Here is a 21,818-nt window from a genome sequence, read left to right as displayed (position 1 = left end):
AACCGCCGCCGATGATCCGGCGGCGGCCCATGGCGATCAGTTGGCGTAGCGGCGCGCCATGGTCGACAGCGACAGCGGCGTGATCCGGTCGGCATTGCCGGCGGTGCCGAAGGCCTCGAAGCGGGCCTTGCAGACCTCGGCCATCGCGGCCATCGCGGGCTTGAGGTACTTGCGCGGGTCGAACTCGGCCGGATCCTCGGCGAATGCCTTGCGGATTGCGCCGGTCATCGCCATGCGGTTGTCGGTGTCGATGTTCACCTTGCGCACGCCCGAACGGATGCCGCGCTGGATCTCCTCGACCGGGACACCCCAGGTCGGGCGGATGTCGCCGCCATAGCTGTTGATGATGGCCTGCAGATCCTCGGGGACCGAGGACGATCCATGCATCACCAGATGCGTGTTGGGCAGGCGGCGGTGGATCTCCTCGATCACGTTCATGGCCAGGATGCCGCCGTCGGGCTTGCGGGTGAACTTGTAGGCGCCGTGGCTGGTGCCCATGGCGATGGCCAACGCGTCCACGCCAGTATCCTCGACAAAGCGCACGGCCTCATCGGGGTCGGTCAGCAGCTGGTCATGGGACAGCTTCTCGGTCGCGCCATGGCCATCCTCCTGGTCGCCCATGCCGGTTTCCAGGCTGCCCAGGACGCCCAGCTCACCCTCGACCGACACGCCGCAGGCATGGGCCATCTCGGTCACACGGCGGGTGATGTCGGCGTTGTAGGCGTAATCGGCAGGCGTCTTGCCATCGGCCTTCAGGCTGCCGTCCATCATGACACTGGTGAAGCCGTTCTGGATCGCGGTGGCGCAGGTTTCCAGCCCGTTGCCGTGGTCCAGATGCATGCACAGCGGGATATCCGGGAAGGCGCGCGCCAGGCCCGAGATCAGGCCGGCCAGCACCAGGTCGTTGGCATAGCTGCGTGCGCCGCGGCTGGCCTGCAGGATGACGGGCGAGCGCGTCGCCTCAGCGGCCTGCATGACCGACAGGCCCTGCTCCATGTTGTTGATGTTGAAGGCGGGCACGGCATAGCCATGCTCGGCGGCATGGTCCAGCAGCTGGCGCAGGGTGATCATGGCCATGGGGCTTATCCTTTTCTTTCGGTCAGGTAGTCGTGGATGGCGGCGACCTCGTCGGTCGCGCCAAATATGAGGGGGGTCATGTCGTGCAGGCCCGCGGGCACCCGGTCCAGGATCGCGCCGCGGCCGTCGGTGGCCTGCCCGCCCGCCTGTTCGATGAGAAAGGCGACCGGCACGCATTCATAGATCAGCCGCAGGCGGCCGTTCTCGTATCCCGGCCGCGCGTCGTCGGGATAAAGAAACACCCCGCCCTTCAGCAGGATGCGGTGCAACTCGCCCACCGCGGCGGCCAGCCAGCGCATGTTGAAGTCGCGCCCGCGCGGGCCGTCCGTCCCGGCCCGCAGGTCGCGCGCCCAGGCCTGCAGCCCCGGCGCCCAGTGGCGTTCGTTCGAGGCGTTGTAGGCGATGGTCGAGGCCTGGGGCTTCAGCCGCAGCCCTTCGCGCGCAATGCGAAAGCCGGTGCCGTCCTCGAAGGTCGCTACATGCACCCCCTGACCCGTCGAGAACCCGAAATCCACCGAATGCCCGAACGAGGCATAGCCCGCCGCCACCGCCGTCCTTCCGGGGCGCAGAAAGCTGTCCTGGTCCGCCGGCAGGACGCTGAACAGCATGCCCAGGGGCGCCCCGATCCCGATGCTGCCCGAGCCGTCGATCGGGTCGATGGCCACGTCGAATTCGCCGCCGTCGTTCAGCCGGATCACGGACTCGGCTTCCTCTGACAGCACCTGCCGGACGCCCGCCCGGCGCAGGACGGCGATCATGTGGTCATGGGCCGCCAGGTCCAGCGCCTTCTGCTTGTCGCCGCTGTCGTTGGTGCCCACGATCGCCTCGGGGTCGCCATGCAGCCGACCCGCCGCCAGGCGCGCGGCCAGGGGCGGCAGTGCCTCGGCGATGGCGCGAACAATGGGCCCGGGACCCGGACCCTCCAGCACTTCGGACAGCAGCGGGCCGGTCGCGGACCTGTCATTGGGCAAGCGCAGCATCATGCCCTGCCACCCCTGGCATCGACAGCGGTCCCGCTCCGAGCCAAACGGCGGCCCTCGTCCAAGGTCATCGTGCGAACCGGCGAGGCAGCGGCGATGGCCTTGGCCGATCCCTTGCCCCGGCCATCGCCTGTCATCGCCCTTGTCATTGGAATGTCCTTGCTCATGGCCGGCGCCCTGTTCATCCTGCTGCCGCTGTTCTTTCCGAAATCCGACACGTCATTCCCCCGCAATGGTCAAGGCGATGCCCGCCCGTTCGATCGCGGCGCGATCTTCGGGGGCGGGGGGCGCATCGGTGACGACCATGTCGAAGTCCGACAGGTCGGCCAGGGCGTGCAGCGCGCTGCGGCCAAAGCGCTGGTGGTTGACCAGCAGCACGCTGCGGCCGGCCGCGCGCATCATTGCCTGCTTGACCCTTACGGCCCCCTCATCGATGTGAAAGGCCTGCAGGCCGGCCACCGCCGGGGTCGAAATGAAGGCCAGGTCGGCACGCAGCCGGGACAGCGCGCTTTCCGTCACGATCCCGAAATAGCCGTTGAACCTGGCGCTGTAGATCCCGCCAAGCGCGATCAGCGTGACGCGCGGCGCGTCCTTCAGACGCTCGATCACGGCGGCATTGTTGGTGATCACCGTCAGCGGCGCGCATCCCGCCATCCGCGCGCCCAGCAAGGCCGCCATCGAGCCGTCGTTGACCATAACGGTCATCCCCGGTTCGACCATGGCCAGCGCGGCACGGGCCATGCGGTCCTTGGCGTCGCCATCCTGCAGCGCGCGGACGCGAAAGTCGCTTTCGAACCGCGTTCCCGGCTCGATCGTGGCGCCGCCGCGCACCTTGCGCAGCAGGCCCGCCTGCTCCAGGTCGTCCAGGTCGCGATGGACGGTCATCTTGCTGACCGCGAACCGGTCCGCCAGATCGTCCAGATCGACCGAGCGGGTTTCCACCAGCAGATCCATGATCGCCTGCCTGCGTTCGTCCCGCTTCACCGTCGCCTCCGCCTGTTCGCGGGCGTTCTAACACGGTGATCGGCAGGAACAACATGAACTTTGTTACTTTGTTATTTTCCGCTGTGATTGCGCTAGCAGGCGACCTGTCAGCAGGCGGCCTGCATTGCGGCCCGCAGCGCGGCCGGGGTCAGCGCCGCCGGGTTCGCCTTCATCGAGGATGAGCTGGCGGCCGCATCGGCCGCCGCCGCCTGCGCGCCCGCATCGACACCCTGCGCGGCCAGCCCCGGCAGGCCCGCGGATCGCGCCCAGTCCGCCAGCAGCCCTGCCGCGGTCGGAACCGTGGCATCCGGATGCCCGAAGGCCGCGCCGATCCAGCCGCCGACCTGGTCCAGCCGCACAGCCAGCGCCGCATCCGTCACCGCATCCCGGTTCGCCACCAGCACATGCGGCAGCAGCGCGCCGCAGATCGCGCCATGGGCGGCCCCGGTCATCCCGCCCAACGGACCCGCCAGCCCATGCACCGCCCCCAGGCCCGCATTGGCCAGCGACAGGCCGCCGCAGAGGCTGACCCAAGCCATCTCGTCACGGGCCTGCGCATCCTCGGCCTCCATCAGGCGGCGGATCGCGGCCAGGCCGCGCGGGATCGCATCACGGCACAGCGCATCCGTCAGCGCATTGGCCCGCGTGCAGACATAGGGCTCGATCGCCTGGGTGATGGCATCCAGCCCCGAGGCCAGCGTCACTCCGCGCGGGCAGCCATCCGTCAGCGCCGGGTCCACGATGGCCAGGCGCGGCAGCATCCTCGGGTCGCGCAGGCTGACCTTGCGGCCCTGTCCGGGCACGCCGATCACGGCGTTGCGCGTGACCTCGGCGCCGGTTCCGGCCGTCGTGGGGATGGCGACAAAGGGCAAGGGCGGGTGATCCAGCGGCAGGCCCCGGCCCACCACCTCCAGATGGTCCAGCATCGGACGGCTTGCCGGGATCAGCGCCGCAATGGCCTTGCCTGCATCGATGACCGCGCCGCCGCCCATCGCGACCACGACCTGCGCATCGCCTGCGGATTCAACCCCCGCCGTGATCAGCGCCATGTCGGGCTCCTGGGCGATGGCCAAGGCCTGGACGGTGCAGCCTGCGGCCCGCAGCCCCTGCGCCAGGCCGGCGCTGCGTCCCGGATCGCGGCCATGAACCAGCAGAACGCGGCGGCCCAAGGCCGCGACCCGGTCCGGCGCAGCCGTGGACTGTCCCCGTCCGAACAGGATTTCGGTCGCTGTGGCAAAGGCAAAGGGGGCTGGCATGGCAGGCTCCGGCTGACTGGGCTTTTCCCAGATATCCGGCCTATCGGCGCCGCTGTCGATAGGTGGCGCCCGGCAACCCGGGCGCGGCCCGCCGATCGTCGCACGGAACGGGTGCAGGCGACGCCGGTGTCCCGGCATCGCCTGCGGATGAATCAGGCAGCCTGCGCCTGGTCCAGTGCGGCCAGCTGCCGCTCGACCGCCAGCATCTGGGCCACGGCATTGGCGGCCTCGGCGCCCTTCTTCACGAAATGCTCGCGGTAGAAGCCGGTCAGCAGTTCGGTTTCCTGATAGTTGTGCGGCGTCAGCGACACGGAAAAGACCGGAACATCGGTCTCCATCCCGGCCTGCATCAGGCCCGAGACGACGGCCTGCGCCACGAAATCGTGGCGATAGACACCGCCATCTACCACCAGCGCGGCGGCGACCACGGCGTCGTACTTGCCGGTCCGGGCCAGCTTCTTGGCCAAGAGCGGCATCTCGAAGGCGCCGGGCACATCCCAGGCCTCGACGGTGGCGCCGGGCATCAGGCGCGACGCCTCGGCCAGGAAACCGTCATGCGCGCGGTCCACGACATCGGCGTGCCAGCGGGCTTTGATGAAGGCGATACGAGGAGTTTTTGTCATCTTGCAGGAACCTTACGTTGCTTCGCGTTAGGTCCCAAGGCATGCACCTCACCCGGCCCTTGCGGGACCGAATGCGGTTCTCTTCCATCCGGACTATACCGTCGGCCCCGGAATTTCACCGGATCTGCTGACCCTTTCCACAGGGGAAAGGCGCTCGCGGGCTGTCACCGCCGGTGGGGAATTTCACCCCGCCCTGAGAACATCCCGAAGATAGCCTTTCCAACGCCCCGTGCAAGGACCGATACGGCAAATTCCGGTACGATTGCGACAGGTCACAGCGGCTCGATGTCGCCCTGGGCCCGTTCGGCATGGAAATCCGCAACGAAGGCGTCCAGGCGCTGCCCGGCGATCGCCTGCCGCAGGCCCTCCATCAGCCGCTGATAGTAATGCAGGTTGTGCCAGGTCAGCAGCATGCCGCTGATCATTTCGCCCGCGCGGAAGACATGGTGCAGATAAGCGCGCGAATAGCCCGTGCAGGCCGGGCAGGTGCAGCCTTCCTCCAGCGGGCGCGGGTCGTCCTGGTGGCGGGCGTTCTTGATGTTGACCTGCCCGCGCGCGGTCCAGGCCTGCCCCGTCCGCCCCGACCGCGAGGGCAGAACGCAGTCCATCATGTCGATGCCGCGCTGCACGGCGCCCACGATGTCGTCGGGCTTGCCCACCCCCATCAGGTAGCGTGGCTTGTCCACCGGCAGGAATCCCGGGGCATAGTCCAGGACGCCGAACATCGCCTCCTGCCCCTCGCCCACCGCCAGGCCGCCGACGGCATAGCCGTCAAAGCCGATGCCCTTCAGCGCCTCGGCCGATTCCTCGCGCAGGTCGCGCGTGACGCCGCCCTGCATGATGCCGAACAGCGCGTGCCCGGGCCGGTCGCCGAATGCGTCGCGCGACCGCTGCGCCCACCGCATCGACAGGCGCATCGAATCCGCCACCGCCTGAACCGTCGCCGGCAGCGCGGGGCATTCGTCGAAGGCCATCACGATGTCGCTGCCCAGCAGGCGCTGGATCTCCATGCTGCGCTCGGGGGTCAGGTGGTGCTTGGAGCCGTCGACATGGCTGGAAAAGGTCACGCCTTCCTCGGTCAGCTTGCGCAGGCCGGCCAAGCTCATCACCTGGAAGCCGCCAGAATCCGTCAGGATCGGCCGGTCCCAGTTCATGAACCGGTGCAGCCCGCCCATCCGCGCGACCCGTTCCGCGCCGGGGCGCAGCATCAGGTGATAGGTGTTGCCCAGCAGGATGTCGGCCCCCGTCGCCCGCACGCTTTCGGGCAGCATCGCCTTGACCGTCGCCGCGGTGCCCACCGGCATGAAGGCGGGGGTGCGGATCTGGCCGCGGGGCGTGTCGATGACGCCCGTGCGCGCCGCGCCGTCGGTCGCCTGGAGGGTATAGGAAAAACGCGTCGTCATCACCGGGCCTGTCGCTGGAACCGGAACGGTGTAGCGGCACGGACCCGGGTGTGCAATGCGCGCCACTGGACCGCGGGCGGTGCCTGCCCTATATAATTGGTCGGAATTGAAGGATGACGCGATGACCGAACCCCTGATGGAAGGCGCACCCCTGATCGCGCCCTCGTCCACCGACCATCCGCTCTACGAGGCGGTCGTGGAGGCCTGCAAGACAGTCTATGACCCGGAAATCCCGGTGAACATCTACGACCTGGGGCTGATCTACACGATCGACATCAGCGACCAGAACGAGGTCCGGGTGATCATGACCCTGACTGCGCCCGGCTGTCCCGTCGCGGGCGAAATGCCTGGCTGGGTCGCCGATGCGGTCGAGCCGCTGCCCGGCGTCAAGCAGGTCGACGTCGAGATGACCTTCCAGCCGCAATGGGGCATGGACATGATGTCCGACGAGGCCCGGCTGGAACTGGGCTTCATGTAAGGACCGGCCGCGGAACCCGGCGCCCTAGGGTCCGGCCCTCTCGCGACCTTTCGCGGGGCGCCGGCCTTGAAGGACCGGGGTGCCGGTGACTATCTTTGAGCCGAGCAAGAAGGATTTCGTCGATGTTCGCCATTCCCGGCACCGCGCCCGTCACCATCACCCCTGCCGCCGCCGCGCAGATCTCGTGGCTGATGTCGGGCAAGAACGCCCATGGCCTCCGCATCGGCCTGAAGAAGGGCGGCTGTGCCGGCATGGAATACACGATGGAACTGGCCGAGGCCGCCGCCCCCAACGAGGCCGTGGTCGAACTGGACGGCGCGCGTGTCCTGATCGCCCCCATGGCGCAGATGTTCCTGTTCGGCACCGAGATCGATTATGAGACCGGCCTGCTGGAATCCGGCTTCCGGTTCCGCAACCCGAATGTCACCGACGCCTGCGGCTGCGGCGAATCCGTGCGCTTTGAACCGCTGGAAGGCAGCCGCGCGCAGGACTGACCTGCCGCCAACGCTATTGCGGTTTCCGAAACTGGCGGGTTAAGTCCCCGGCAGCACAAGGAGGACCCGATGGCACCGCGCAAACTGGCTGCAGGCAACTGGAAGATGAATGGCGACCTGGCGTCGCTGGATCAGGTCGACGCATTGGTGACGGCCGCCGCGGGCGCCGGTTGCGACGTCCTCATCTGCCCCCCTGCCCTGCTGGTACATGCGATGGCCACCCGGGTGGGCACGGGCGAGTTGCTGGTCGGCGGGCAGGATTGCCATGCCAAGGCCTCGGGCGCGCATACCGGCGATATCGCGGCGGCACAGCTGCGCGATGTTGGGGCGACCCATGTGATCCTGGGCCATTCCGAACGCCGCGCCGACCATGCCGAGACCGATGCCATCGTCGCCGCCAAGGCCGAGGCCGCCCACGCGGCGGGCCTTGTGGCGATCATCTGCCTGGGCGAGACCGAGGCCGAACGCGATGCGGGCTCCACCCTGGACGTGATCGCGGCGCAGCTGGCCGGATCGGTGCCCGAAGGGGCGACCGCCGCCAATACCGTCATCGCCTATGAGCCGGTCTGGGCCATCGGCACCGGCCGAACGCCCACGGTCGACCAGATTGCCGAGGTCCATGCCCTGCTGCGCGACCACCTGGCCGCGCGGCTGGATGACGGCGCCGATGTCGCGCTGCTCTATGGCGGCAGCGTCAAGCCCGGCAACGCGGCTGAGATCTTTGCCATTCCCCATGTGGACGGGGCCCTGGTCGGCGGCGCCAGCCTGAAGGCCGGCGACTTTGCCCCGATCATCGCCGCGCTGGACGCCGCCTGACCGCAGGCGGCATTTTCACCATTGCACCGCCTGATGCCCGCGGGTAATCAGGCAGCACTGGCACCCGTAGCTCAGCTGGATAGAGCGCTGCCCTCCGAAGGCAGAGGTCACAGGTTCGAATCCTGTCGGGTGCACCAGAAATCCCCAAATACGAATACCGCCCGACCACGGTCGTCTGGTTGGCATCCTGAACTGGAACGCCAAGCCTGCCGCAATGCGGCAGGCTTCGCTGTCTTGCGCAGGCTCAGAAGCCGAAGGAGAAGCGGCGGGTGACACCCAGGCGCAGCGACGGCTGGTAGGGCTCCAGCACGACCGGCGAATCCGCCGCGTCACCGATCAGGCGGCCATAGCGCACCTCGCCCAGGACGGCGGTGCTGTCGGACAGGGCATAGCGCGCCTCGAAGGTGATCGCGGCCTCATTCGCACCGCTGCCGGGGGTATAGGACGGCAGGCCGCTGGCGGCGCTCTCGGCCTCGGTCACGCCGAAATAGGTGTCGTTAAAGCTGTCATTGCCATAGACGACCTGCGCGCCCGACCACAGGGTGACGCGGTCGCTCAGGTCGGTGCGGTATTTCGCGCCCACTGCCCCGGTCACGCTCTCATGTCCGCCAAAGCCCCGGCGCACCGTGCCATAGGCGGTCACCGGACCCGCGCCATAGGCCAGACGCAGCCCCAGTTCAAAGGCGCGGTCGATGTCTTCCAGCCCCTCCAGCGCGGCGCCGTCGTCGCCGTCGCGCGCGCCCTTGATGCCGAACGAAGGCGAGATCGAGAAACCCTGGGCCTGCGCCCCGCCCGGCGTCCCAAAGCCCGCGTTGCGCCAGATGATCCAGGGCGTCACGTCGCCGTCATCCGCACCCGGATAATTCGGCCCCGCCACCGCCCCCAGACCCACATCCGCCGAAAAGGTGCGGCCGTCCGCGGCGCCGAAATCCTGCGCGTGAAGCGGTGCGGCGAACAGGACGGCAAAGGCCAGGGCAAGTTTCATGGGGTCGATTCCAGCTGAAGGATGATCCGCACATGTTGAACGTTCGGGCGCCGGTGCACAACCGCAACCGGCGCCGTCGGGACGACGCGCCGCATTTCGGCAACAGCCGCCGGCTCAGACGTTCTCGGCCGCTTCCAGCTTTTCCAGCGCGCCCATCCACAGCTCTTCGGCAAAGGCCAGGGCGCGAACCGCCTCGGCCCGCTTCCTGCCCCATTTTTCGGCCTCGTAGGGATCGTTGTAAAGCCCCGGATCGGCCAGCTTGACGTCCAGCTTGCCCATCATCTCGGTCAGCTTCTGCACCCGCTCCTCGGCCTTGCGCGCCTCGGCGCGCAGCGCCAGCACGGCATCGCGCGACGGACGCTTGGGGGCCGCAGCCTTGGCCGGTTCGGCGGGCTTTTCGGCGGGCGCATCGCCCGACAGCAGGAACTTGCGATAGTCGTCCAGATCGCCCTCGTAAGGGGCGACGGCGCCGTCCTTGACCAGCCACAGCCGGTCCGCGACCAGCCCCAGCAGGTGCATGTCATGGCTGACCAGCACCACGGCGCCGGTATAATCGTTCAGCGCCTCGGAGAGCGCCTCTCGGCTTTCGATATCCAGGTGGTTGGTCGGCTCGTCCAGGACCAGCAGATGCGGCGCGTCGATGGTCGCCAGCAGCAGCGACAGGCGTGCCTTCTGGCCGCCCGACAGCTGGCCGACCCTGGTTTCGGCCTGCGCCTCCATCAGGCCGAACCCCGCCAGCCGGGCGCGCTGCTTCGCCTGCCCCTCGTTCGGGCGCACTGAACGGATATGGTCCAGCGGCGTCTCGTCCAGATGCAGCTCGTCGACCTGGTGCTGGGCAAAGTATCCGACGCGCAGCTTGGAGGAGCGCGTCACCTTGCCCTCCATCGTGCCCAGCCGCTCGGCCAGCAGCTTGGACAGGGTGGACTTGCCCTGGCCGTTGCGGCCCAGCAGGGCGATCCGGTCGTCCTGATCGATACGCAGATGCAGCTTCTTCAGCACCGCGCGGTCGCCATAGCCCACCGAAACGCCCTCCATCGCCACGATGGGCGGCGACAGTTCCTCGGGCTGGGGAAAGGTGAAGCGGTGGAACTTGGCCTCTTCGGGTGCCGTGATCGGCTCCATCTTGGCCAGCATCTTGACGCGGGCCTGGGCTTGGCGCGCCTTGCTGGCCTTGGCGCCAAAGCGGTCGACGAAGCTTTGCAGATGGGCGCGGCGGTCCGACTGCTTCTTCGCCTCGGCCGCCAGCAGCGCCCGCTTTTCCGCGCGGATGCGGGTAAAGCTGTCATAGCCGCCGGTATACAGCGTCAGCTTCTTGTTCTCGAGATGCAGGATATGGCCGACGGCCCGGTTCAGAAGGCCGCGGTCGTGGCTGATGATGATCACGGTATGCGGATAGCGGGCCAGGTAGCCCTCCAGCCACAGCGCGCCTTCCAGGTCCAGATAGTTGGTCGGTTCGTCCAGCAGCAGCAGGTCGGGCTGCGCGAACAGCACACCGGCCAGCGCCACCCGCATCCGCCAGCCACCGGAAAAGTCGCTGGTCGGGCGCGCTTGGTCGGCGGTGCTGAACCCCAGGCCGTCCAGGATCGTGGCGGCCCGCGCCTCGGCCGACCAGGCGTCGATGTCGGTCAGCCGGGTCTGGATCTCGGCGATGCGGTGCGGGTCGGTCGCGGTGGCCGATTCGGCCATCAGCGCCGTGCGCTCCTGGTCGGCGTCCAGAACCGTGTCCAGGACCGAGCGGCCGGTGGCCGCGCTTTCCTGCGCCACGCCGCCGATGCGGGCGCGGTTGGGCAGGCTGATCTCTCCGCCGTCCAGCTGCGACTCGCCGCGGATCAGGCGGAACAGCGTGGTCTTGCCTGCCCCGTTGGGGCCGACCAGGCCCACCTTGTGGCCTTCGGGAACGGTAGCGCTGGCCCCTGCGAACAAGGGGCGGCCCTGAATGGAATACGAGATGTCATCGATGCGCAGCATGGGCGCGGCATGGCGCATCGGGGGCGGGCCGTCAATGCCCTCGGCGGAAGGTCGCAGCATGATCCGGCGCCGCTTGATTGAGGTTATGTGATATTGTAACAAACTCCTCAGCCAATCAGAGGAGCCTGCCATGAGCGAAGATCGCCGCCTTCCCGTTACCGTGCTGTCCGGCTTTCTGGGCGCGGGCAAGACGACGCTGCTGAACGGCGTGCTGAACAACCGCCAAGGTCTGCGCGTCGCCGTCATCGTCAACGACATGTCCGAGGTGAACATCGACGCGGACCTGGTCCATTCCGCCCTGGACGGCGGCGAGGCCGGGATGACGCGCACCCAGGAAACCCTGGTCGAGATGTCGAACGGCTGCATCTGCTGCACCCTGCGCGAGGATCTGCTGGTCGAGGTGCGCAACCTGGCCCTCAGCGGGCGCTTTGACTACCTGCTGATCGAATCGACCGGCATCGCCGAGCCGCTGCCGGTGGCGACCACCTTTGAATTCACCGATGCCGAGGGGCGCAGCCTGTCCGACGTCGCCCGGCTGGACACAATGGTCACCGTCGTGGATGCCGTGAACCTGCTGGGCAACTTTTCCAGCCATGACTTCCTGGCCGACCGCGGCGAGGTCGCGGGTGCGGGCGACGGCCGCACGCTGGTCGACCTGCTGACCGACCAGATCGAATTTGCCGACATCGTCGTGCTGAACAAATGCGGCGATGCGGGGTCTGAGCGGGTGGATGCTGCCCGCAAGATCATCCGCGCCCTGAACGGTGATGCCCGCATCATCGAGACCGACCACAGCCGCGTGGCGCCGCGCGACATCCTGAACACCGGGCTGTTCGACTTTGACCGCGCGCATGACCATCCGATGTGGGCCAAGGAACTTTACGGCGCCGCCGACCACACCCCCGAAACCGATGGATACGGCGTCGGCAGCTTTGTCTATCGCGCCCGCCGGCCCTTCGAGCCGCGCAAGATCTTCGAGCTGCTGAACGGCCCGCTGCCCGGCGTCATCCGGGCCAAGGGACATTTCTGGATGGCCACGCGCCCGGACTGGGTGGCCGAATTCTCTCTGGCAGGCGCGCTGTCCAGCGTCCGTCCGCTGGGGCAATGGTGGGCGGCGATCCCGCGCGAACGCTGGCCCGGCCATGACGAAAGCCGGGCCTATCTGGACCGCCATTGGGCGGAACCCTTTGGCGATCGCCGGCAGGAGCTGGTCTTCATCGGCACCGGCATGGACGAGGATCGCCTGCGTGCCCGCATGGACGCCTGCCTTCTGGGCGAGGAATGGGGCGAGGATCCGCAGGCCTGGGCGCGCCTGCCCGATCCCTTCCCGGCCTGGCGCCGCGCGACCGAGGTGGCCGCATGAACAAACCCGTCACGCTGCGCCTGGCCACGGCGATGAACGAATCCGCCGACCCCCGCGTCCTGGGCACCATCGCCATGCCCGGCGTGGCAGTTGCGATCTGGCACCGTAGACCGGCACCCGACTGGCAGGCCTGGCTGGATGCGCTGCCCCCGCAAAACCTGCCCCGCCTGCGCCAGGTGCTGCGCCCGCAGGATGCGCCCGCCGCACTGGCCACCGCCTGCGACGCCGCGGGGCTGGCACCCGGCCCGCATCGGCGCGCCCTGATCGCCGACATCGCCAGCCTGGCCCTGCAGGCAGCCCACCACCTGAACGCCCTGCTGATCAACCTTCATCTCAAGGTCAGCGCGGGCCAGGACTGCCCGAGATGGCATCTGGATGCGGTCGATGCACGGCTGCTCTGCACCCTGCGCGGGGCTGGCACGCAATTCGGACCGGCCTCGGCACCGGCGGAGGTTTCGGCCCTGCGGCAGGTTCCGACGGGCAGCGTGGCGCTGTTCCGGGGGCGGAACTGGGCGGGTGAGACCACGGGCATCCTGCACCGCTCGCCCCCGGCCATCCCCGGCCAGACCCGTCTGCTGGTGCTGGTGGACGCCGCGGCCGAGGCGGCCTCGTGCTGAGCCCGCGGCCGCAGCGGGGCGCCAACCTGGGCCAGACCGCGCAGCGCCTGCGCCGCCGCACGCGCGACCCGATGGCCGCCTTTGACGCGCTGCCGCCCGCCCTGCGGCTGTGGCTGTCGCAGGCGGCGCTGCCCTGGTCGCCAGCATCCCTGAGGCGCTGGAAGCCCTGGAACGTGCCGAGGCCCAGGCCCTGCGGCGCGAGGCCCGCAGCCCGTTCCGGCCGGATCGTGCCGCTTGACCCGGGGGCAGCCGGGCCGGCACTGGCGGCAGGGGGGCACGCTGCCTATCTGCCGATGATGAGGAACGGATCGAAAGGATATTCCTGATGCGCAGCGTCACCCATGACCGCTTCGGCGAACCCGCCGAAGTCCTGCACATGACCCAGACGGGCCGGCCCGAGCCGGGCCCCGGCCAGGTGCTGATCCGCGTGATCCTGTCACCGATCCACAATCACGACATCTGGACCATCCGCGGCACCTACGGCACCAAGCCCGCCCTTCCGGCGACCGGCGGCAGCGAGGCGGTGGGCATCGTCGAGGCGACGGGCCCCGAGGTCGATCCCGCCCTGCAGGGCCGCCGCGTGGCCGCCGCCGGGCTGAAGGGATCCTGGGCCGAATATGCCCTGACGGATGCCGCAGGGGTCATCCCCGTGCCGGACGAGATGCCCGATGAGGCCGCGGCCCAGCTGATCGCCATGCCCTTCAGCGCCATCACGCTGCTGGAATTCCTGAAGGTGTCGCCCGGGGACTGGGTGATCCAGACCGCCGCCAACGGCGCCGTGGGCAAGATCATGACCGTGCTGGCCGCGTCCCGCGGCGTCCGGCTGGTGAACCTGGTCCGCCGCCCCGAAGCGGCCGAGGAACTGGCCGGCATGGGCATCGCCAACATCGTCTCGACCTCGGACCCGGACTGGATCGCGCACGTCCGCAACCTGGTCGGCCCGGATGGCGCGCGCGCCGCCGTGGACTCCGTCGGCGGCGAGGTCGCCGCCGGCCTGATCGAGCTGCTGGGACAGGAAGGGCTGCTGGTCACCTTCGGCTCGACCACGGGCGAGGCACTGCAGCTGCCCGCCGGCCCGATCATCTTCAAGCACCTATCGGTCAAGGGCTTCTGGGGCGCCAAGGTTATGCCCGCCACGCCCCCCGAAGACCGCCAGCGCATGTTCGGCGAGTTGATGGGCCTGGTCATGGGCGGGCAGCTGGACCTGCGCTCGGGCGGCAGCTTTGGCCTGGACCAGCCGGCCGAAGCCGCACGCGCGGCCCTGACGCCGGGTCGCGAAGGCAAGATCATGTTCCGCCCCTGAACCTGCCCCGCTTCTGGACCCCGCCCGCGCCGGCGGGGTCACCCCAGGCCGGTCTCGCGCAGATAGTGGCGCACCGCATCGGCCACGTGCCGGAACCGGTCGCCGCCCAGGTGCTTGCCGCCATACCAGCGGGTCACGATCACCACGTGATCCTCCAGTCCCGCCCGCTCCAGCATCTGCAGGATCAGGGCCGCCGCGCCGCTTTCTCCGTCATCGTCACGGACGGGTTCGCCCCCCAGGATGGCAGCCCAGCTGTGATGGGTGGCCTTGGCGAAACGCTTGACCTGCCGCAGCTCGGCCAGCATCGCCGCAACCTCGGCCCGGCTGGCGGCAGGGCCGCCCGACACCGCGTATCGCGATCCGCGGTCGGAAATGATCTTGTCGAAAACCTTCACTGGCGACCTTCTTCCTTGGCCCGACTCTCGCGATTGGGACGGCGCCCCCTGCCCGCCGCCTCAGCGCCGGCGTACATACAGCTCCAGCCGGTGATGGACGATCTCATAGCCCATCTCGGCCGCGATCTCGGCCTGCAAACGCTCGATCCGCTCGTCGCTGAACTCCATCACGGCACCATTGTCCACGTCGATCATGTGGTCGTGATGGGTCTGGTCGGCGGCCTCCCACCGGGCGGGTTCGCCCTGGAACTCCAGCTTCTCGATGACGCCCTGCGCCTGCAGCGTCGTCAGCGTCCGATAGACGGTGGCCAGCGACACCCCCGCCCCCGCCGTCATCGCCCGGGCGTGCAGTTCGGCCGCGTCGGGATGATCCTCGGCCGCCGCGATCACCTGCAGCAGGGCCGCGCGCTGGCGCGTCACCCGCACCCCCGCCGCCCGCAGCGCCTTTTCCAACCGTGTCGCGCGTCCATCCGTCATGGTGCCATTCTGCCGCAGCCCGCCCTTAGTTGCAACTGGTTCGCAACTATTGACAGTTGCAAACGTTTCGCAGATAACGCCGGAAGGAGGCCGTCATGATCCGATACCTCGCTGCCCTGCTGCTGTTCCTTCCTGTGTCGGCCACGGCCGATCAGCTGAAGGTCGCCACCAGCTTCACGATCATCGCCGACATGGCACGCAATGTCGGGGGCGATCATGCACAGGTCCACTCGATCACCCCCCCGGGCGCCGAGATCCACGGCTATCAACCGACGCCGGGCGACATCATCGGCCTGTCCGATGCTGACCTGGTGCTGGTGAACGGGCTGAACCTGGATCTCTGGGCACAGCGTTTCCTGGACGGCATCGCCGATGTGCCGGTGGTGACGGTCACGGACGGGATCACGCCCATCCCGATCAGCGGCGGCGATTACGACGGCCAGCCCAACCCCCATGCCTGGATGGCGCTGGATTCCGCGCAGGTCTATGTCGACAACATCGCCGGGGCCATGGCTGCGGCCGATCCCGACAATGCCGCCGCCTATCGCGCCAATGCCGACAGCTACAAGCAGCAGATCGCCGAGGTGGTCGGCCCGCTCAGGGACCGCGCCCGCGCCCTGCCCCCGCAGCGCCGCTGGCTGGTGACCTCCGAGGGCGCATTCTCCTACCTTGCCCGCGACTTCGGCCTGCAGGAGCTGTTCCTGTGGCCCATCAACTCCGAAGGCCAAGGCACGCCCCAGCAGGTCCGCCGCCTGATCGACAGCATGCGCGACAACGGCGCGCCGGTCATCTTTTCCGAAAGCACGGTGTCGGACCGGCCCGCACGGCGCATCGCGGCCGAAACGGGCGCCGAATACGGCGGCATCCTCTACGTGGACAGCCTGTCCGACGCCGACGGGCCGGTGCCGACCTACCTGGACCTGCTGCGCGTGACCTCCGAAGCCATCGTCGGACGGCTGGAAGATGAGTGACATGACCCCCGGCATCGAGGTCCGCGACCTGACCGTCGCCTATCGCAACGGCCACAGGGCGCTGGCCCGTGCCGCGTTCAGCGTCCCGCAGGGCTCGGTGACGGCGCTGGTGGGCGTCAATGGGGCGGGCAAGTCGACGCTCTTCAAGGCGCTGATGGACCTGCTGCCCCATGCCACGGGCGAGGTGCGCATCCTCGGCCTGACGGTCCGCCAGGCCCTGGCCGGCAACCTGGTCGCCTATGTGCCGCAGGCCGAGGAGGTGGATTGGACCTTCCCGGTCCTGGTCGAGGATGTCGTGATGATGGGCCGCTACGGCCATATGGGCTTTTTGCGCCGCGCCCGCCCCGTTGACCGGCAGGCGGTCGCCGACGCCCTGGCCCGCGTCGGCATGGCCGATTTCCGCCGCCGCCAGATCGGCGAGCTGTCGGGCGGCCAGCGCAAGCGCGTCTTCCTGGCCCGGGCGCTCGCGCAGGAGGCGCGGGTGATCCTGCTGGACGAACCCTTCACCGGCGTCGACGTGCAGACCGAACAGACGATCATCACCCTGCTGCGCCAGATGCGCGACGAGGGGCGGGTCATGCTGGTCTCGACCCACGACCTGGGCTCGGTGCCGGAATATTGCGACCGCGTGGTGCTGGTCAAAGGCACCGTCCTGGCCTCCGGCCCGACCCAGACGACCTTCACCCCCCAGAACCTGCGCCTGGCCTTTGGCGGGACACTGCGCCATTTCATGCTGGGCGGCGCCGACCTGCATGACGACGCCGATGCCCGCGCCGTCGACGTCTTTACCGACGACGAACGGCCGCTGATCTTCTATGACGACCGCCACCGCACCGGGGGCGGTGCATGACCGCATCTTCGTTGCAGAAATACCCCACGGGGGCGGGGTGCAAAACCCCCGCGCGCGAGGCACGATGATTGACCTTGCCCTGACGCCCTTCACCTATGGCTACATGGCGACCGCCATCTGGGTCTCGGCGCTGGTCGGGGGCGTCTGCGCCTTCCTCTCGGCCTACCTGATGCTCAAGGGCTGGAGCCTGATCGGCGACGCCCTGTCGCATTCAATCGTGCCGGGCGTGGCCGGCGCCTACATGCTGGGCCTGCCCTTCGCGCTTGGCGCCTTCCTGTCGGGCGGTCTTGCGGCGCTGACCATGCTGTTCCTGAACAACCGCACAGGCCTGAAGCAGGACGCGATCATCGGTCTGATCTTCACAGGCTTCTTCGGGATCGGCCTTTTCATGATCTCGCTGAACCCGGTTGCCGTCGACCTTCAGGCGATCACCATGGGCAACGTGCTGGCCATCGCCTCCGAGGACGTGGTCCAACTGGCCCTGATCGGAGGCGTCTCGCTGGTGATCCTGCTGGCCAAGTGGCGCGACCTGATGGTGGTCTTCTTTGACGAAAGCCATGCCCGGACCATCGGCCTGCACCCGCAGCGGCTGAAGGCGCTGTTCTTCACCCTGCTGGCAGGATCGACCGTCGCCGCGATGCAGACGGTGGGCGCCTTCCTGGTCATCGCGCTGGTCGTCACGCCGGGCGCCACGGCCTATCTGCTGACCGACCGCTTTCCCCGCCTGATCGCGATCAGCGTGACCATCGGCACACTGACCTCGGCCATCGGCGCCTATGCCAGCTTTTTCCTAGACGGCGCCACCGGCGGCATCATCGTCACGCTGCAGACGCTGATCTTCCTGGCGGCCTTCGTCTTTGCCCCCACCCACGGCCTGCGCGCCGCCCGCCGCCGCGCCCGAGCCGCCATGACCGAGGGCGCATGACCAACATCCTGCTGCCCTTCAGCTATCCCGTCATGGCCGATGCGGCGCTGATCGCCGTCATCGTGGCAGTGCCGGCGGCGATGCTGTCCTGCTTTCTGGTCCTCAAGGGCTGGGCGCTGATGGGCGACGGGATCAGCCACGCGGTGCTGCCGGGGGTCGTGCTGGCCTATGCGGCGGGTGTGCCGCTGCTGGTGGGGGCCTTTGTCGCGGGGATGATCTGCGCCCTGGCCTCCGGCTGGCTGGATGCCAACAGCCGCATCAAGCCCGACACCGCGCTGGGCGTGGTCATGTCGGGCCTTTTCGCCCTGGGCCTGATCCTCTTCACGGTCTTTCCGCCGGGCGTGCATCTGGACCATATCCTGTTCGGCAACATCCTGGGCATCGGCCCGGGCGATTTTGCCCAAGCCATCCCGATCGCGCTGGCCGTCACGCTGGCGCTGGCGCTGAAATGGCGCGACTTCGCGGTGCTGGCCTTCGACCCGGTCCAGGCGCGCGTGTCGGGACTGTCGGTGGGCTGGCTGCATTACGGGATGCTGGCGATGATCGCGGCCAGCGTGGTGGCAATGCTGTCGGCGGTGGGGATCATCCTGGCCGTGGGCCTGCTGATCGCGCCCGGCGCCATCGCCTTTCTGATGACACGGCGGCTGTCGGTAATGCTGGTCTTGGCCGTGACCATCGCGGTCGGGGCCAGCCTGGCGGGCGTCTGGTCCAGCTTCTGGCTGGACAGCGCCCCGGCGCCCACCATCATCGTCATCCTGACGGCGCTTTTCGTGCTGGCCTTCCTGTGGCGGCAGATCGCCGACCGGCAAGGCTGACCCCTTCCCGCGCGCGCCCCCGCGTGCCAGCATCGCGACGCAACCGAAGGAGCCCGCCATGCTGCCCCCGCGCACCGATTTTCCCGACCGCTTCGTCTTTGGCGCCGCCACCTCGGCCTACCAGATCGAGGGCTCGGCCCAGGGCGGCGCGGGCCTGTCGCATTGGGACACATTTGCCGCCACCCCCGGCAACATCATGGACGACAGCAACGGCAGCCGGGCCTGCGATCACCTGAACCGCTGGCCCGAGGATCTGGACCTGATCCGCGACGCGGGCTTTGACGCCTATCGCTTTTCGACCTCCTGGGCGCGGGTGATGCCGGACGGGGTCAACGTGAACGCCGAGGGCCTTGATTTCTACGACCGGCTGGTCGACGGCATGCTGGACCGCGGGCTGCGGCCCTTTCTGACCTATCACCACTGGGACCTGCCGGCGGCACTGTCGGCCCAGGGCGGCTGGCAGAACCGCGACATCCCGGCCCGCTTTGCGGATCTGTGCGTCACGGTCAACGCCCGCATCGGCGACCGGGTGGAAAGCGCCGCCACCCTGAACGAGCCCTGGTGCATCGCCTGGCTGTCGCATTTCCTGGGCGCCCATGCCCCCGGCCTGCGCGACATCCGCGCCGCCAGCCGGGCCATGCACCATGTCCTGCTGGCCCATGGCACGGCGATCCGGGCGCTGCGGGCGGAGGGGGCCACCAACCTGGGCATCGTGCTGAACTTTGAAACCAGCCAGCCCGCCGACAACAGCCCCGCGGCCGAACGCGCGGCCGAAACCCAGGACGCGATCTACAACCAGTGGTTCATCCGCGCGCTGATGGGACAGGGCTATCCCGAGGCCGCGCTGGAGGGGATCGGCCCCCACCTGCCGCAGGGCTGGCAGCAGGACATGGACCTGATCGCGCAGCCGCTGGACTGGCTGGGCGTGAACTACTACACGCGCCGTCTTTATACCGGCAATGACGGGTTGTGGCCGCAGGCCGCCGAGGTTACGGGGCCCCTGCCCAAGACCCAGATGGACTGGGAGATCCGCCCCGAGGGCCTGACCGAGTTCCTGACCCGGCTGGCGCGCGACCACACCGGCAGCCTGCCGCTCTATGTTACCGAAAACGGAATGGCGCTGGCGGCCGGGGCCGACATCGCCGACGATGCCCGGCGCGTGCAGTTCATCGCCGACCACCTGCGCGCCACCAAGGCCGCGATGGACCGGGGCGTGGACGTGCGCGGGTTCTTTTACTGGTCGCTGTTGGACAATTACGAATGGGGCTGGGGCTATGGCCCGCGCTTCGGACTGGTCCATGTCGATTACGACACGATGGCCCGCACGCCCAAGGCCAGCTGGCACGCCTTCCGGTCGATGTTGGGGGGCTAGACCGCCCCCTGCCGCGCCGCCTGCAGGATCATCCCGCTGGCCTTTTCGGCAATCATCGTCACCGGCGCATGGGTGTTGCCCGACACGATCGACGGCATGATCCCCGCATCCGCGATGCGCAGGCCCGACAGCCCGTGGACGCGCAGCTGCGGGTCCACCACCGCCATGGGGCCGGTCCCCATCCGGGTCGTGCCGACGGGGTGAAAGATCGTGGTGCCCACCTCTCCGGCGGCCCGCGCCAGATCCTCGTCGCTTTGCAGATGGGCGCCGGGCTTGACCTCCTGCGGCTGGAAGGCTGCCATGCGCTGCGTCTGCATCAGCCGCCGGGCGTGGCGCAGGCTGTCGATCGCCACCTGCCGGTCGGCATGAGAGGACAGATAGCGGGGCGCGATCGCCGGACCCGCCGTCGGATCGGCCGAGGTGATATGGCAATGGCCGACGCTTTCGGGGCGCAGGTTGCAGACCGACACGGTCAGGCCGGAAAAATCGTCCAGCGGATCGCCGAACTTGCCCAGGGACAGCGGCTGGACGTGATATTCTATGTTCGCGGTGTCGAACGCCTCCGATGACTTGGCGAAGATCCCCAGCTGGCTGGGCGCCATCGCCATCGGCCCCGTGCGTCGCAGCGCATATTCCAGCGCGATCCCCGCCTTGCCCCAGATGGTCCGCGCGCGGTCGTTCAGCGTGCGTGCGCCGGTGATGCGGAACACCGTGCGCAGCTGCAGGTGGTCCTGAAGGTTTTCGCCCACCCCCGGCAGGTCATGAGCCGGGGCAATGCCAAGCGCCGCCAGACGCTCGGGCTGGCCGATGCCCGACAGCTCCAGCAGCGCGGGCGAATTGATGGCGCCTGCGGACAGGATGACCTCGCCCCGGGCGCGGGCCAGGCGGCGCTGGCCGTGCTGGTCGAACAGGACGCCGGTGACGCGCCGCCCCTCCATCTGCAGGCGCAGGACCTGGGCATCGGTCTCGATCCGCAGGTTCGGGCGGCCGCGGGCGGGGTTCAGGAACGCCTTGCGCGCGTTCCAGCGGATGCCCTTGCGCTGCGTGACCGGAAAGTAGCCCACGCCCTCGTTGTCGCCGCAGTTGAAGTCGGGACAGGCCGGCAGGCCCAGCTCCTGCGCGGCCTCGGCCACGGCATCCAGGATCGGCCAGCGCAGCCGCTGGCGCTCGACGCGCAGCTCTCCCTGGTCTCCGTGCAGATCGCAGGCGGGTTCGTAATGCCGTTCGGTCGTACGGAAATGCGGCAGCACGTCGTCCCAGCCCCAGCCCGGGTTGCCGGCCTGGCGCCAGCGGTCGTAATCCGCCGCCTGCCCGCGCATGTAGATCATGCCGTTGATCGACGAACAGCCCCCCAGCACGCGGCCGCGGGGATAGTTCAGGCGGCGGCCGTTCAGGCCGGGCTCGGCCTCGGTCTGATAGCACCAGTCCAGCGTCGGGTTGCCCATCGCGTAAAGATAACCCACCGGCACATGCACCCAGAAGCGGTTGTCATGCCCGCCCGCCTCCAGCAGCAGGACCCGGTTGCGGGGATCGCCCGACAGGCGGTTGGCCAGCACGCAGCCGGCCGAACCCGCCCCCACGATGACATAGTCGTAATCGCCGAAATCCTGCATCTGCCCCTCCATCCCCGCGGGCAAGGCTAGTGGCGCGGGGCGGTGGCGGCAAG

Annotated in this window: 23 protein-coding genes, 1 tRNA gene and 1 riboswitch; of the genes, 13 read left to right on the top strand and 11 right to left on the bottom strand. The window is 68.7% G+C overall.

The window, feature by feature from the left end; translation table 11 throughout:
* Nucleotides 1-36 precede the first annotated feature (36 nt).
* From fba to tgt, 6 genes are all read right to left on the bottom strand, one after another.
* Nucleotides 37-1,077, bottom strand: a complete 1,041-nt coding sequence (gene fba / locus ACZ2G3_RS04170; RefSeq protein ID WP_419268916.1) for a class II fructose-bisphosphate aldolase — start codon at nucleotides 1,075-1,077, stop codon at nucleotides 37-39.
* Between the two features lie 5 nt (nucleotides 1,078-1,082).
* A complete protein-coding gene (locus ACZ2G3_RS04165; protein ID WP_470397839.1) occupies nucleotides 1,083-2,060 on the bottom strand; it encodes a class 1 fructose-bisphosphatase in 978 nt (325 codons plus the stop codon).
* A 216-nt stretch (nucleotides 2,061-2,276) separates the two neighbouring features.
* Nucleotides 2,277-3,041, bottom strand: a complete 765-nt coding sequence (locus ACZ2G3_RS04160) for a DeoR/GlpR family DNA-binding transcription regulator (protein ID WP_470397838.1) — start codon at nucleotides 3,039-3,041, stop codon at nucleotides 2,277-2,279.
* Between the two features lie 107 nt (nucleotides 3,042-3,148).
* On the bottom strand, nucleotides 3,149-4,297 hold the full coding sequence (locus ACZ2G3_RS04155) for an iron-containing alcohol dehydrogenase (protein WP_470397837.1): 1,149 nt from the start codon (nucleotides 4,295-4,297) through the stop codon (nucleotides 3,149-3,151).
* A gap of 152 nt (nucleotides 4,298-4,449) precedes the next feature.
* Nucleotides 4,450-4,920, bottom strand: coding sequence for a 6,7-dimethyl-8-ribityllumazine synthase (locus tag ACZ2G3_RS04150; protein ID WP_470397836.1), 471 nt, complete (start codon nucleotides 4,918-4,920; stop codon nucleotides 4,450-4,452).
* Between the two features lie 72 nt (nucleotides 4,921-4,992).
* Nucleotides 4,993-5,125, bottom strand: a riboswitch (FMN riboswitch).
* Nucleotides 5,126-5,192: 67 nt separating this feature from the next.
* On the bottom strand, nucleotides 5,193-6,323 hold the full coding sequence (gene tgt / locus ACZ2G3_RS04145) for a tRNA guanosine(34) transglycosylase Tgt (protein ID WP_470397835.1): 1,131 nt from the start codon (nucleotides 6,321-6,323) through the stop codon (nucleotides 5,193-5,195).
* Nucleotides 6,324-6,444: 121 nt separating this feature from the next.
* Between tgt and ACZ2G3_RS04140 the strand changes: the two genes are divergently transcribed.
* The 4 genes from ACZ2G3_RS04140 (at nucleotide 6,445) to ACZ2G3_RS04125 (ending at nucleotide 8,248) form a co-directional block, all read left to right on the top strand.
* Nucleotides 6,445-6,801, top strand: coding sequence for an SUF system Fe-S cluster assembly protein (locus ACZ2G3_RS04140; RefSeq protein WP_419268923.1), 357 nt, complete (start codon nucleotides 6,445-6,447; stop codon nucleotides 6,799-6,801).
* 122 nt (nucleotides 6,802-6,923) lie between these two features.
* Nucleotides 6,924-7,295, top strand: a complete 372-nt coding sequence (locus ACZ2G3_RS04135) for a HesB/IscA family protein (protein ID WP_470397833.1) — start codon at nucleotides 6,924-6,926, stop codon at nucleotides 7,293-7,295.
* A 69-nt stretch (nucleotides 7,296-7,364) separates the two neighbouring features.
* Nucleotides 7,365-8,111, top strand: a complete 747-nt coding sequence (gene tpiA / locus ACZ2G3_RS04130; protein ID WP_470397832.1) for a triose-phosphate isomerase — start codon at nucleotides 7,365-7,367, stop codon at nucleotides 8,109-8,111.
* Nucleotides 8,112-8,171: 60 nt separating this feature from the next.
* Nucleotides 8,172-8,248, top strand: a tRNA-Arg gene (locus ACZ2G3_RS04125).
* A 107-nt stretch (nucleotides 8,249-8,355) separates the two neighbouring features.
* Here ACZ2G3_RS04125 and ACZ2G3_RS04120 read toward each other — a convergent pair.
* Both ACZ2G3_RS04120 and ACZ2G3_RS04115 read right to left on the bottom strand, forming a co-directional pair.
* On the bottom strand, nucleotides 8,356-9,096 hold the full coding sequence (locus ACZ2G3_RS04120; RefSeq protein WP_470397831.1) for a MipA/OmpV family protein: 741 nt from the start codon (nucleotides 9,094-9,096) through the stop codon (nucleotides 8,356-8,358).
* A 114-nt stretch (nucleotides 9,097-9,210) separates the two neighbouring features.
* Entirely contained in the window at nucleotides 9,211-11,064 is a 1,854-nt protein-coding gene (locus ACZ2G3_RS04115) for an ABC-F family ATP-binding cassette domain-containing protein (protein WP_470399044.1), read from the bottom strand.
* A gap of 130 nt (nucleotides 11,065-11,194) precedes the next feature.
* Between ACZ2G3_RS04115 and ACZ2G3_RS04110 the strand changes: the two genes are divergently transcribed.
* From ACZ2G3_RS04110 to ACZ2G3_RS04095, 4 genes are read left to right on the top strand one after another with little or no spacing between them, the layout of a single operon-like run.
* Nucleotides 11,195-12,427: a GTP-binding protein gene (locus tag ACZ2G3_RS04110; protein WP_470397830.1), complete on the top strand. Its 1,233-nt coding sequence runs from the start codon at nucleotides 11,195-11,197 to the stop codon at nucleotides 12,425-12,427.
* Nucleotides 12,424-13,044, top strand: a complete 621-nt coding sequence (locus ACZ2G3_RS04105) for a DUF1826 domain-containing protein (RefSeq protein WP_470397829.1) — start codon at nucleotides 12,424-12,426, stop codon at nucleotides 13,042-13,044. The genes ACZ2G3_RS04110 and ACZ2G3_RS04105 overlap by 4 nt, the downstream gene beginning before the upstream one ends.
* Nucleotides 13,038-13,370 carry a DUF6525 family protein gene (locus tag ACZ2G3_RS04100; RefSeq protein ID WP_470397828.1) on the top strand — a complete coding sequence of 111 codons (333 nt, stop codon included), beginning with the start codon at nucleotides 13,038-13,040 and terminating at the stop codon, nucleotides 13,368-13,370. The genes ACZ2G3_RS04105 and ACZ2G3_RS04100 overlap by 7 nt, the downstream gene beginning before the upstream one ends.
* Nucleotides 13,370-14,347, top strand: coding sequence for a zinc-binding dehydrogenase (locus ACZ2G3_RS04095; RefSeq protein ID WP_470397827.1), 978 nt, complete (start codon nucleotides 13,370-13,372; stop codon nucleotides 14,345-14,347). Before ACZ2G3_RS04100 ends, ACZ2G3_RS04095 begins: the two co-directional genes overlap by 1 nt.
* 38 nt (nucleotides 14,348-14,385) lie before the next feature.
* On the opposite strand, the gene ACZ2G3_RS04090 is transcribed toward ACZ2G3_RS04095, so the two are convergent.
* On the bottom strand, nucleotides 14,386-14,742 hold the full coding sequence (locus ACZ2G3_RS04090; RefSeq protein ID WP_470397826.1) for a YigZ family protein: 357 nt from the start codon (nucleotides 14,740-14,742) through the stop codon (nucleotides 14,386-14,388).
* Nucleotides 14,743-14,802: 60 nt separating this feature from the next.
* Entirely contained in the window at nucleotides 14,803-15,219 is a 417-nt protein-coding gene (locus ACZ2G3_RS04085; protein WP_419268937.1) for a Fur family transcriptional regulator, read from the bottom strand.
* Nucleotides 15,220-15,314: 95 nt separating this feature from the next.
* On the opposite strand from ACZ2G3_RS04085, the gene ACZ2G3_RS04080 reads away from it, so the two are divergent.
* From ACZ2G3_RS04080 to ACZ2G3_RS04060, 5 genes are all read left to right on the top strand, one after another.
* Complete coding sequence (locus ACZ2G3_RS04080; protein WP_470397824.1) at nucleotides 15,315-16,190, top strand: metal ABC transporter substrate-binding protein; 876 nt, start codon at nucleotides 15,315-15,317, stop codon at nucleotides 16,188-16,190.
* The gene (locus ACZ2G3_RS04075) at nucleotides 16,183-17,040 is read left to right on the top strand and encodes a manganese/iron ABC transporter ATP-binding protein (protein WP_470397823.1); all 858 of its coding nucleotides are present in this window, start codon (nucleotides 16,183-16,185) and stop codon (nucleotides 17,038-17,040) included. The genes ACZ2G3_RS04080 and ACZ2G3_RS04075 overlap by 8 nt, the downstream gene beginning before the upstream one ends.
* 64 nt (nucleotides 17,041-17,104) lie before the next feature.
* Nucleotides 17,105-17,965 carry a metal ABC transporter permease gene (locus tag ACZ2G3_RS04070; RefSeq protein ID WP_470397822.1) on the top strand — a complete coding sequence of 287 codons (861 nt, stop codon included), beginning with the start codon at nucleotides 17,105-17,107 and terminating at the stop codon, nucleotides 17,963-17,965.
* Nucleotides 17,962-18,780, top strand: coding sequence for a metal ABC transporter permease (locus ACZ2G3_RS04065; protein ID WP_470397820.1), 819 nt, complete (start codon nucleotides 17,962-17,964; stop codon nucleotides 18,778-18,780). Before ACZ2G3_RS04070 ends, ACZ2G3_RS04065 begins: the two co-directional genes overlap by 4 nt.
* Before the next feature lie 58 nt (nucleotides 18,781-18,838).
* Nucleotides 18,839-20,152, top strand: coding sequence for a GH1 family beta-glucosidase (locus ACZ2G3_RS04060; RefSeq protein WP_470397819.1), 1,314 nt, complete (start codon nucleotides 18,839-18,841; stop codon nucleotides 20,150-20,152).
* Here ACZ2G3_RS04060 and ACZ2G3_RS04055 read toward each other — a convergent pair.
* Nucleotides 20,149-21,765, bottom strand: coding sequence for a GMC family oxidoreductase (locus tag ACZ2G3_RS04055; RefSeq protein ID WP_470397817.1), 1,617 nt, complete (start codon nucleotides 21,763-21,765; stop codon nucleotides 20,149-20,151). The genes ACZ2G3_RS04060 and ACZ2G3_RS04055 overlap by 4 nt on opposite strands.
* Nucleotides 21,766-21,818: the final 53 nt, after the last annotated feature.

The sequence above is a fragment of the Paracoccus sp. KKT209 genome (assembly GCF_055635455.1).
The sequence above is the reverse complement of the archived record's forward strand: the minus strand, read 5'-3'. Positions and strand labels throughout refer to the sequence as shown.

Excerpts from the sequence above, each read along its gene's own strand:
- ACZ2G3_RS04110 (WP_470397830.1), top strand. The coding sequence starts at position 11,195 with ATGAGCGAAGATCGCCGCCTTCCCGTTACCGTGCTGTCCGGCTTTCTG.
- tgt (WP_470397835.1), bottom strand. The coding sequence starts at position 6,323 with ATGACGACGCGTTTTTCCTATACCCTCCAGGCGACCGACGGCGCGGCG.
- ACZ2G3_RS04150 (WP_470397836.1), bottom strand. The coding sequence starts at position 4,920 with ATGACAAAAACTCCTCGTATCGCCTTCATCAAAGCCCGCTGGCACGCC.
- ACZ2G3_RS04070 (WP_470397822.1), top strand. The coding sequence starts at position 17,105 with ATGATTGACCTTGCCCTGACGCCCTTCACCTATGGCTACATGGCGACC.
- ACZ2G3_RS04075 (WP_470397823.1), top strand. The coding sequence starts at position 16,183 with ATGAGTGACATGACCCCCGGCATCGAGGTCCGCGACCTGACCGTCGCC.
- ACZ2G3_RS04085 (WP_419268937.1), bottom strand. The coding sequence starts at position 15,219 with ATGACGGATGGACGCGCGACACGGTTGGAAAAGGCGCTGCGGGCGGCG.
- ACZ2G3_RS04080 (WP_470397824.1), top strand. The coding sequence starts at position 15,315 with ATGATCCGATACCTCGCTGCCCTGCTGCTGTTCCTTCCTGTGTCGGCC.
- ACZ2G3_RS04055 (WP_470397817.1), bottom strand. The coding sequence starts at position 21,765 with ATGCAGGATTTCGGCGATTACGACTATGTCATCGTGGGGGCGGGTTCG.
- tpiA (WP_470397832.1), top strand. The coding sequence starts at position 7,365 with ATGGCACCGCGCAAACTGGCTGCAGGCAACTGGAAGATGAATGGCGAC.
- ACZ2G3_RS04060 (WP_470397819.1), top strand. The coding sequence starts at position 18,839 with ATGCTGCCCCCGCGCACCGATTTTCCCGACCGCTTCGTCTTTGGCGCC.
- ACZ2G3_RS04135 (WP_470397833.1), top strand. The coding sequence starts at position 6,924 with ATGTTCGCCATTCCCGGCACCGCGCCCGTCACCATCACCCCTGCCGCC.
- ACZ2G3_RS04155 (WP_470397837.1), bottom strand. The coding sequence starts at position 4,297 with ATGCCAGCCCCCTTTGCCTTTGCCACAGCGACCGAAATCCTGTTCGGA.
- ACZ2G3_RS04140 (WP_419268923.1), top strand. The coding sequence starts at position 6,445 with ATGACCGAACCCCTGATGGAAGGCGCACCCCTGATCGCGCCCTCGTCC.
- ACZ2G3_RS04105 (WP_470397829.1), top strand. The coding sequence starts at position 12,424 with ATGAACAAACCCGTCACGCTGCGCCTGGCCACGGCGATGAACGAATCC.
- ACZ2G3_RS04165 (WP_470397839.1), bottom strand. The coding sequence starts at position 2,060 with ATGATGCTGCGCTTGCCCAATGACAGGTCCGCGACCGGCCCGCTGCTG.
- ACZ2G3_RS04115 (WP_470399044.1), bottom strand. The coding sequence starts at position 11,064 with ATGCTGCGCATCGATGACATCTCGTATTCCATTCAGGGCCGCCCCTTG.
- ACZ2G3_RS04065 (WP_470397820.1), top strand. The coding sequence starts at position 17,962 with ATGACCAACATCCTGCTGCCCTTCAGCTATCCCGTCATGGCCGATGCG.
- fba (WP_419268916.1), bottom strand. The coding sequence starts at position 1,077 with ATGGCCATGATCACCCTGCGCCAGCTGCTGGACCATGCCGCCGAGCAT.
- ACZ2G3_RS04120 (WP_470397831.1), bottom strand. The coding sequence starts at position 9,096 with ATGAAACTTGCCCTGGCCTTTGCCGTCCTGTTCGCCGCACCGCTTCAC.
- ACZ2G3_RS04095 (WP_470397827.1), top strand. The coding sequence starts at position 13,370 with ATGCGCAGCGTCACCCATGACCGCTTCGGCGAACCCGCCGAAGTCCTG.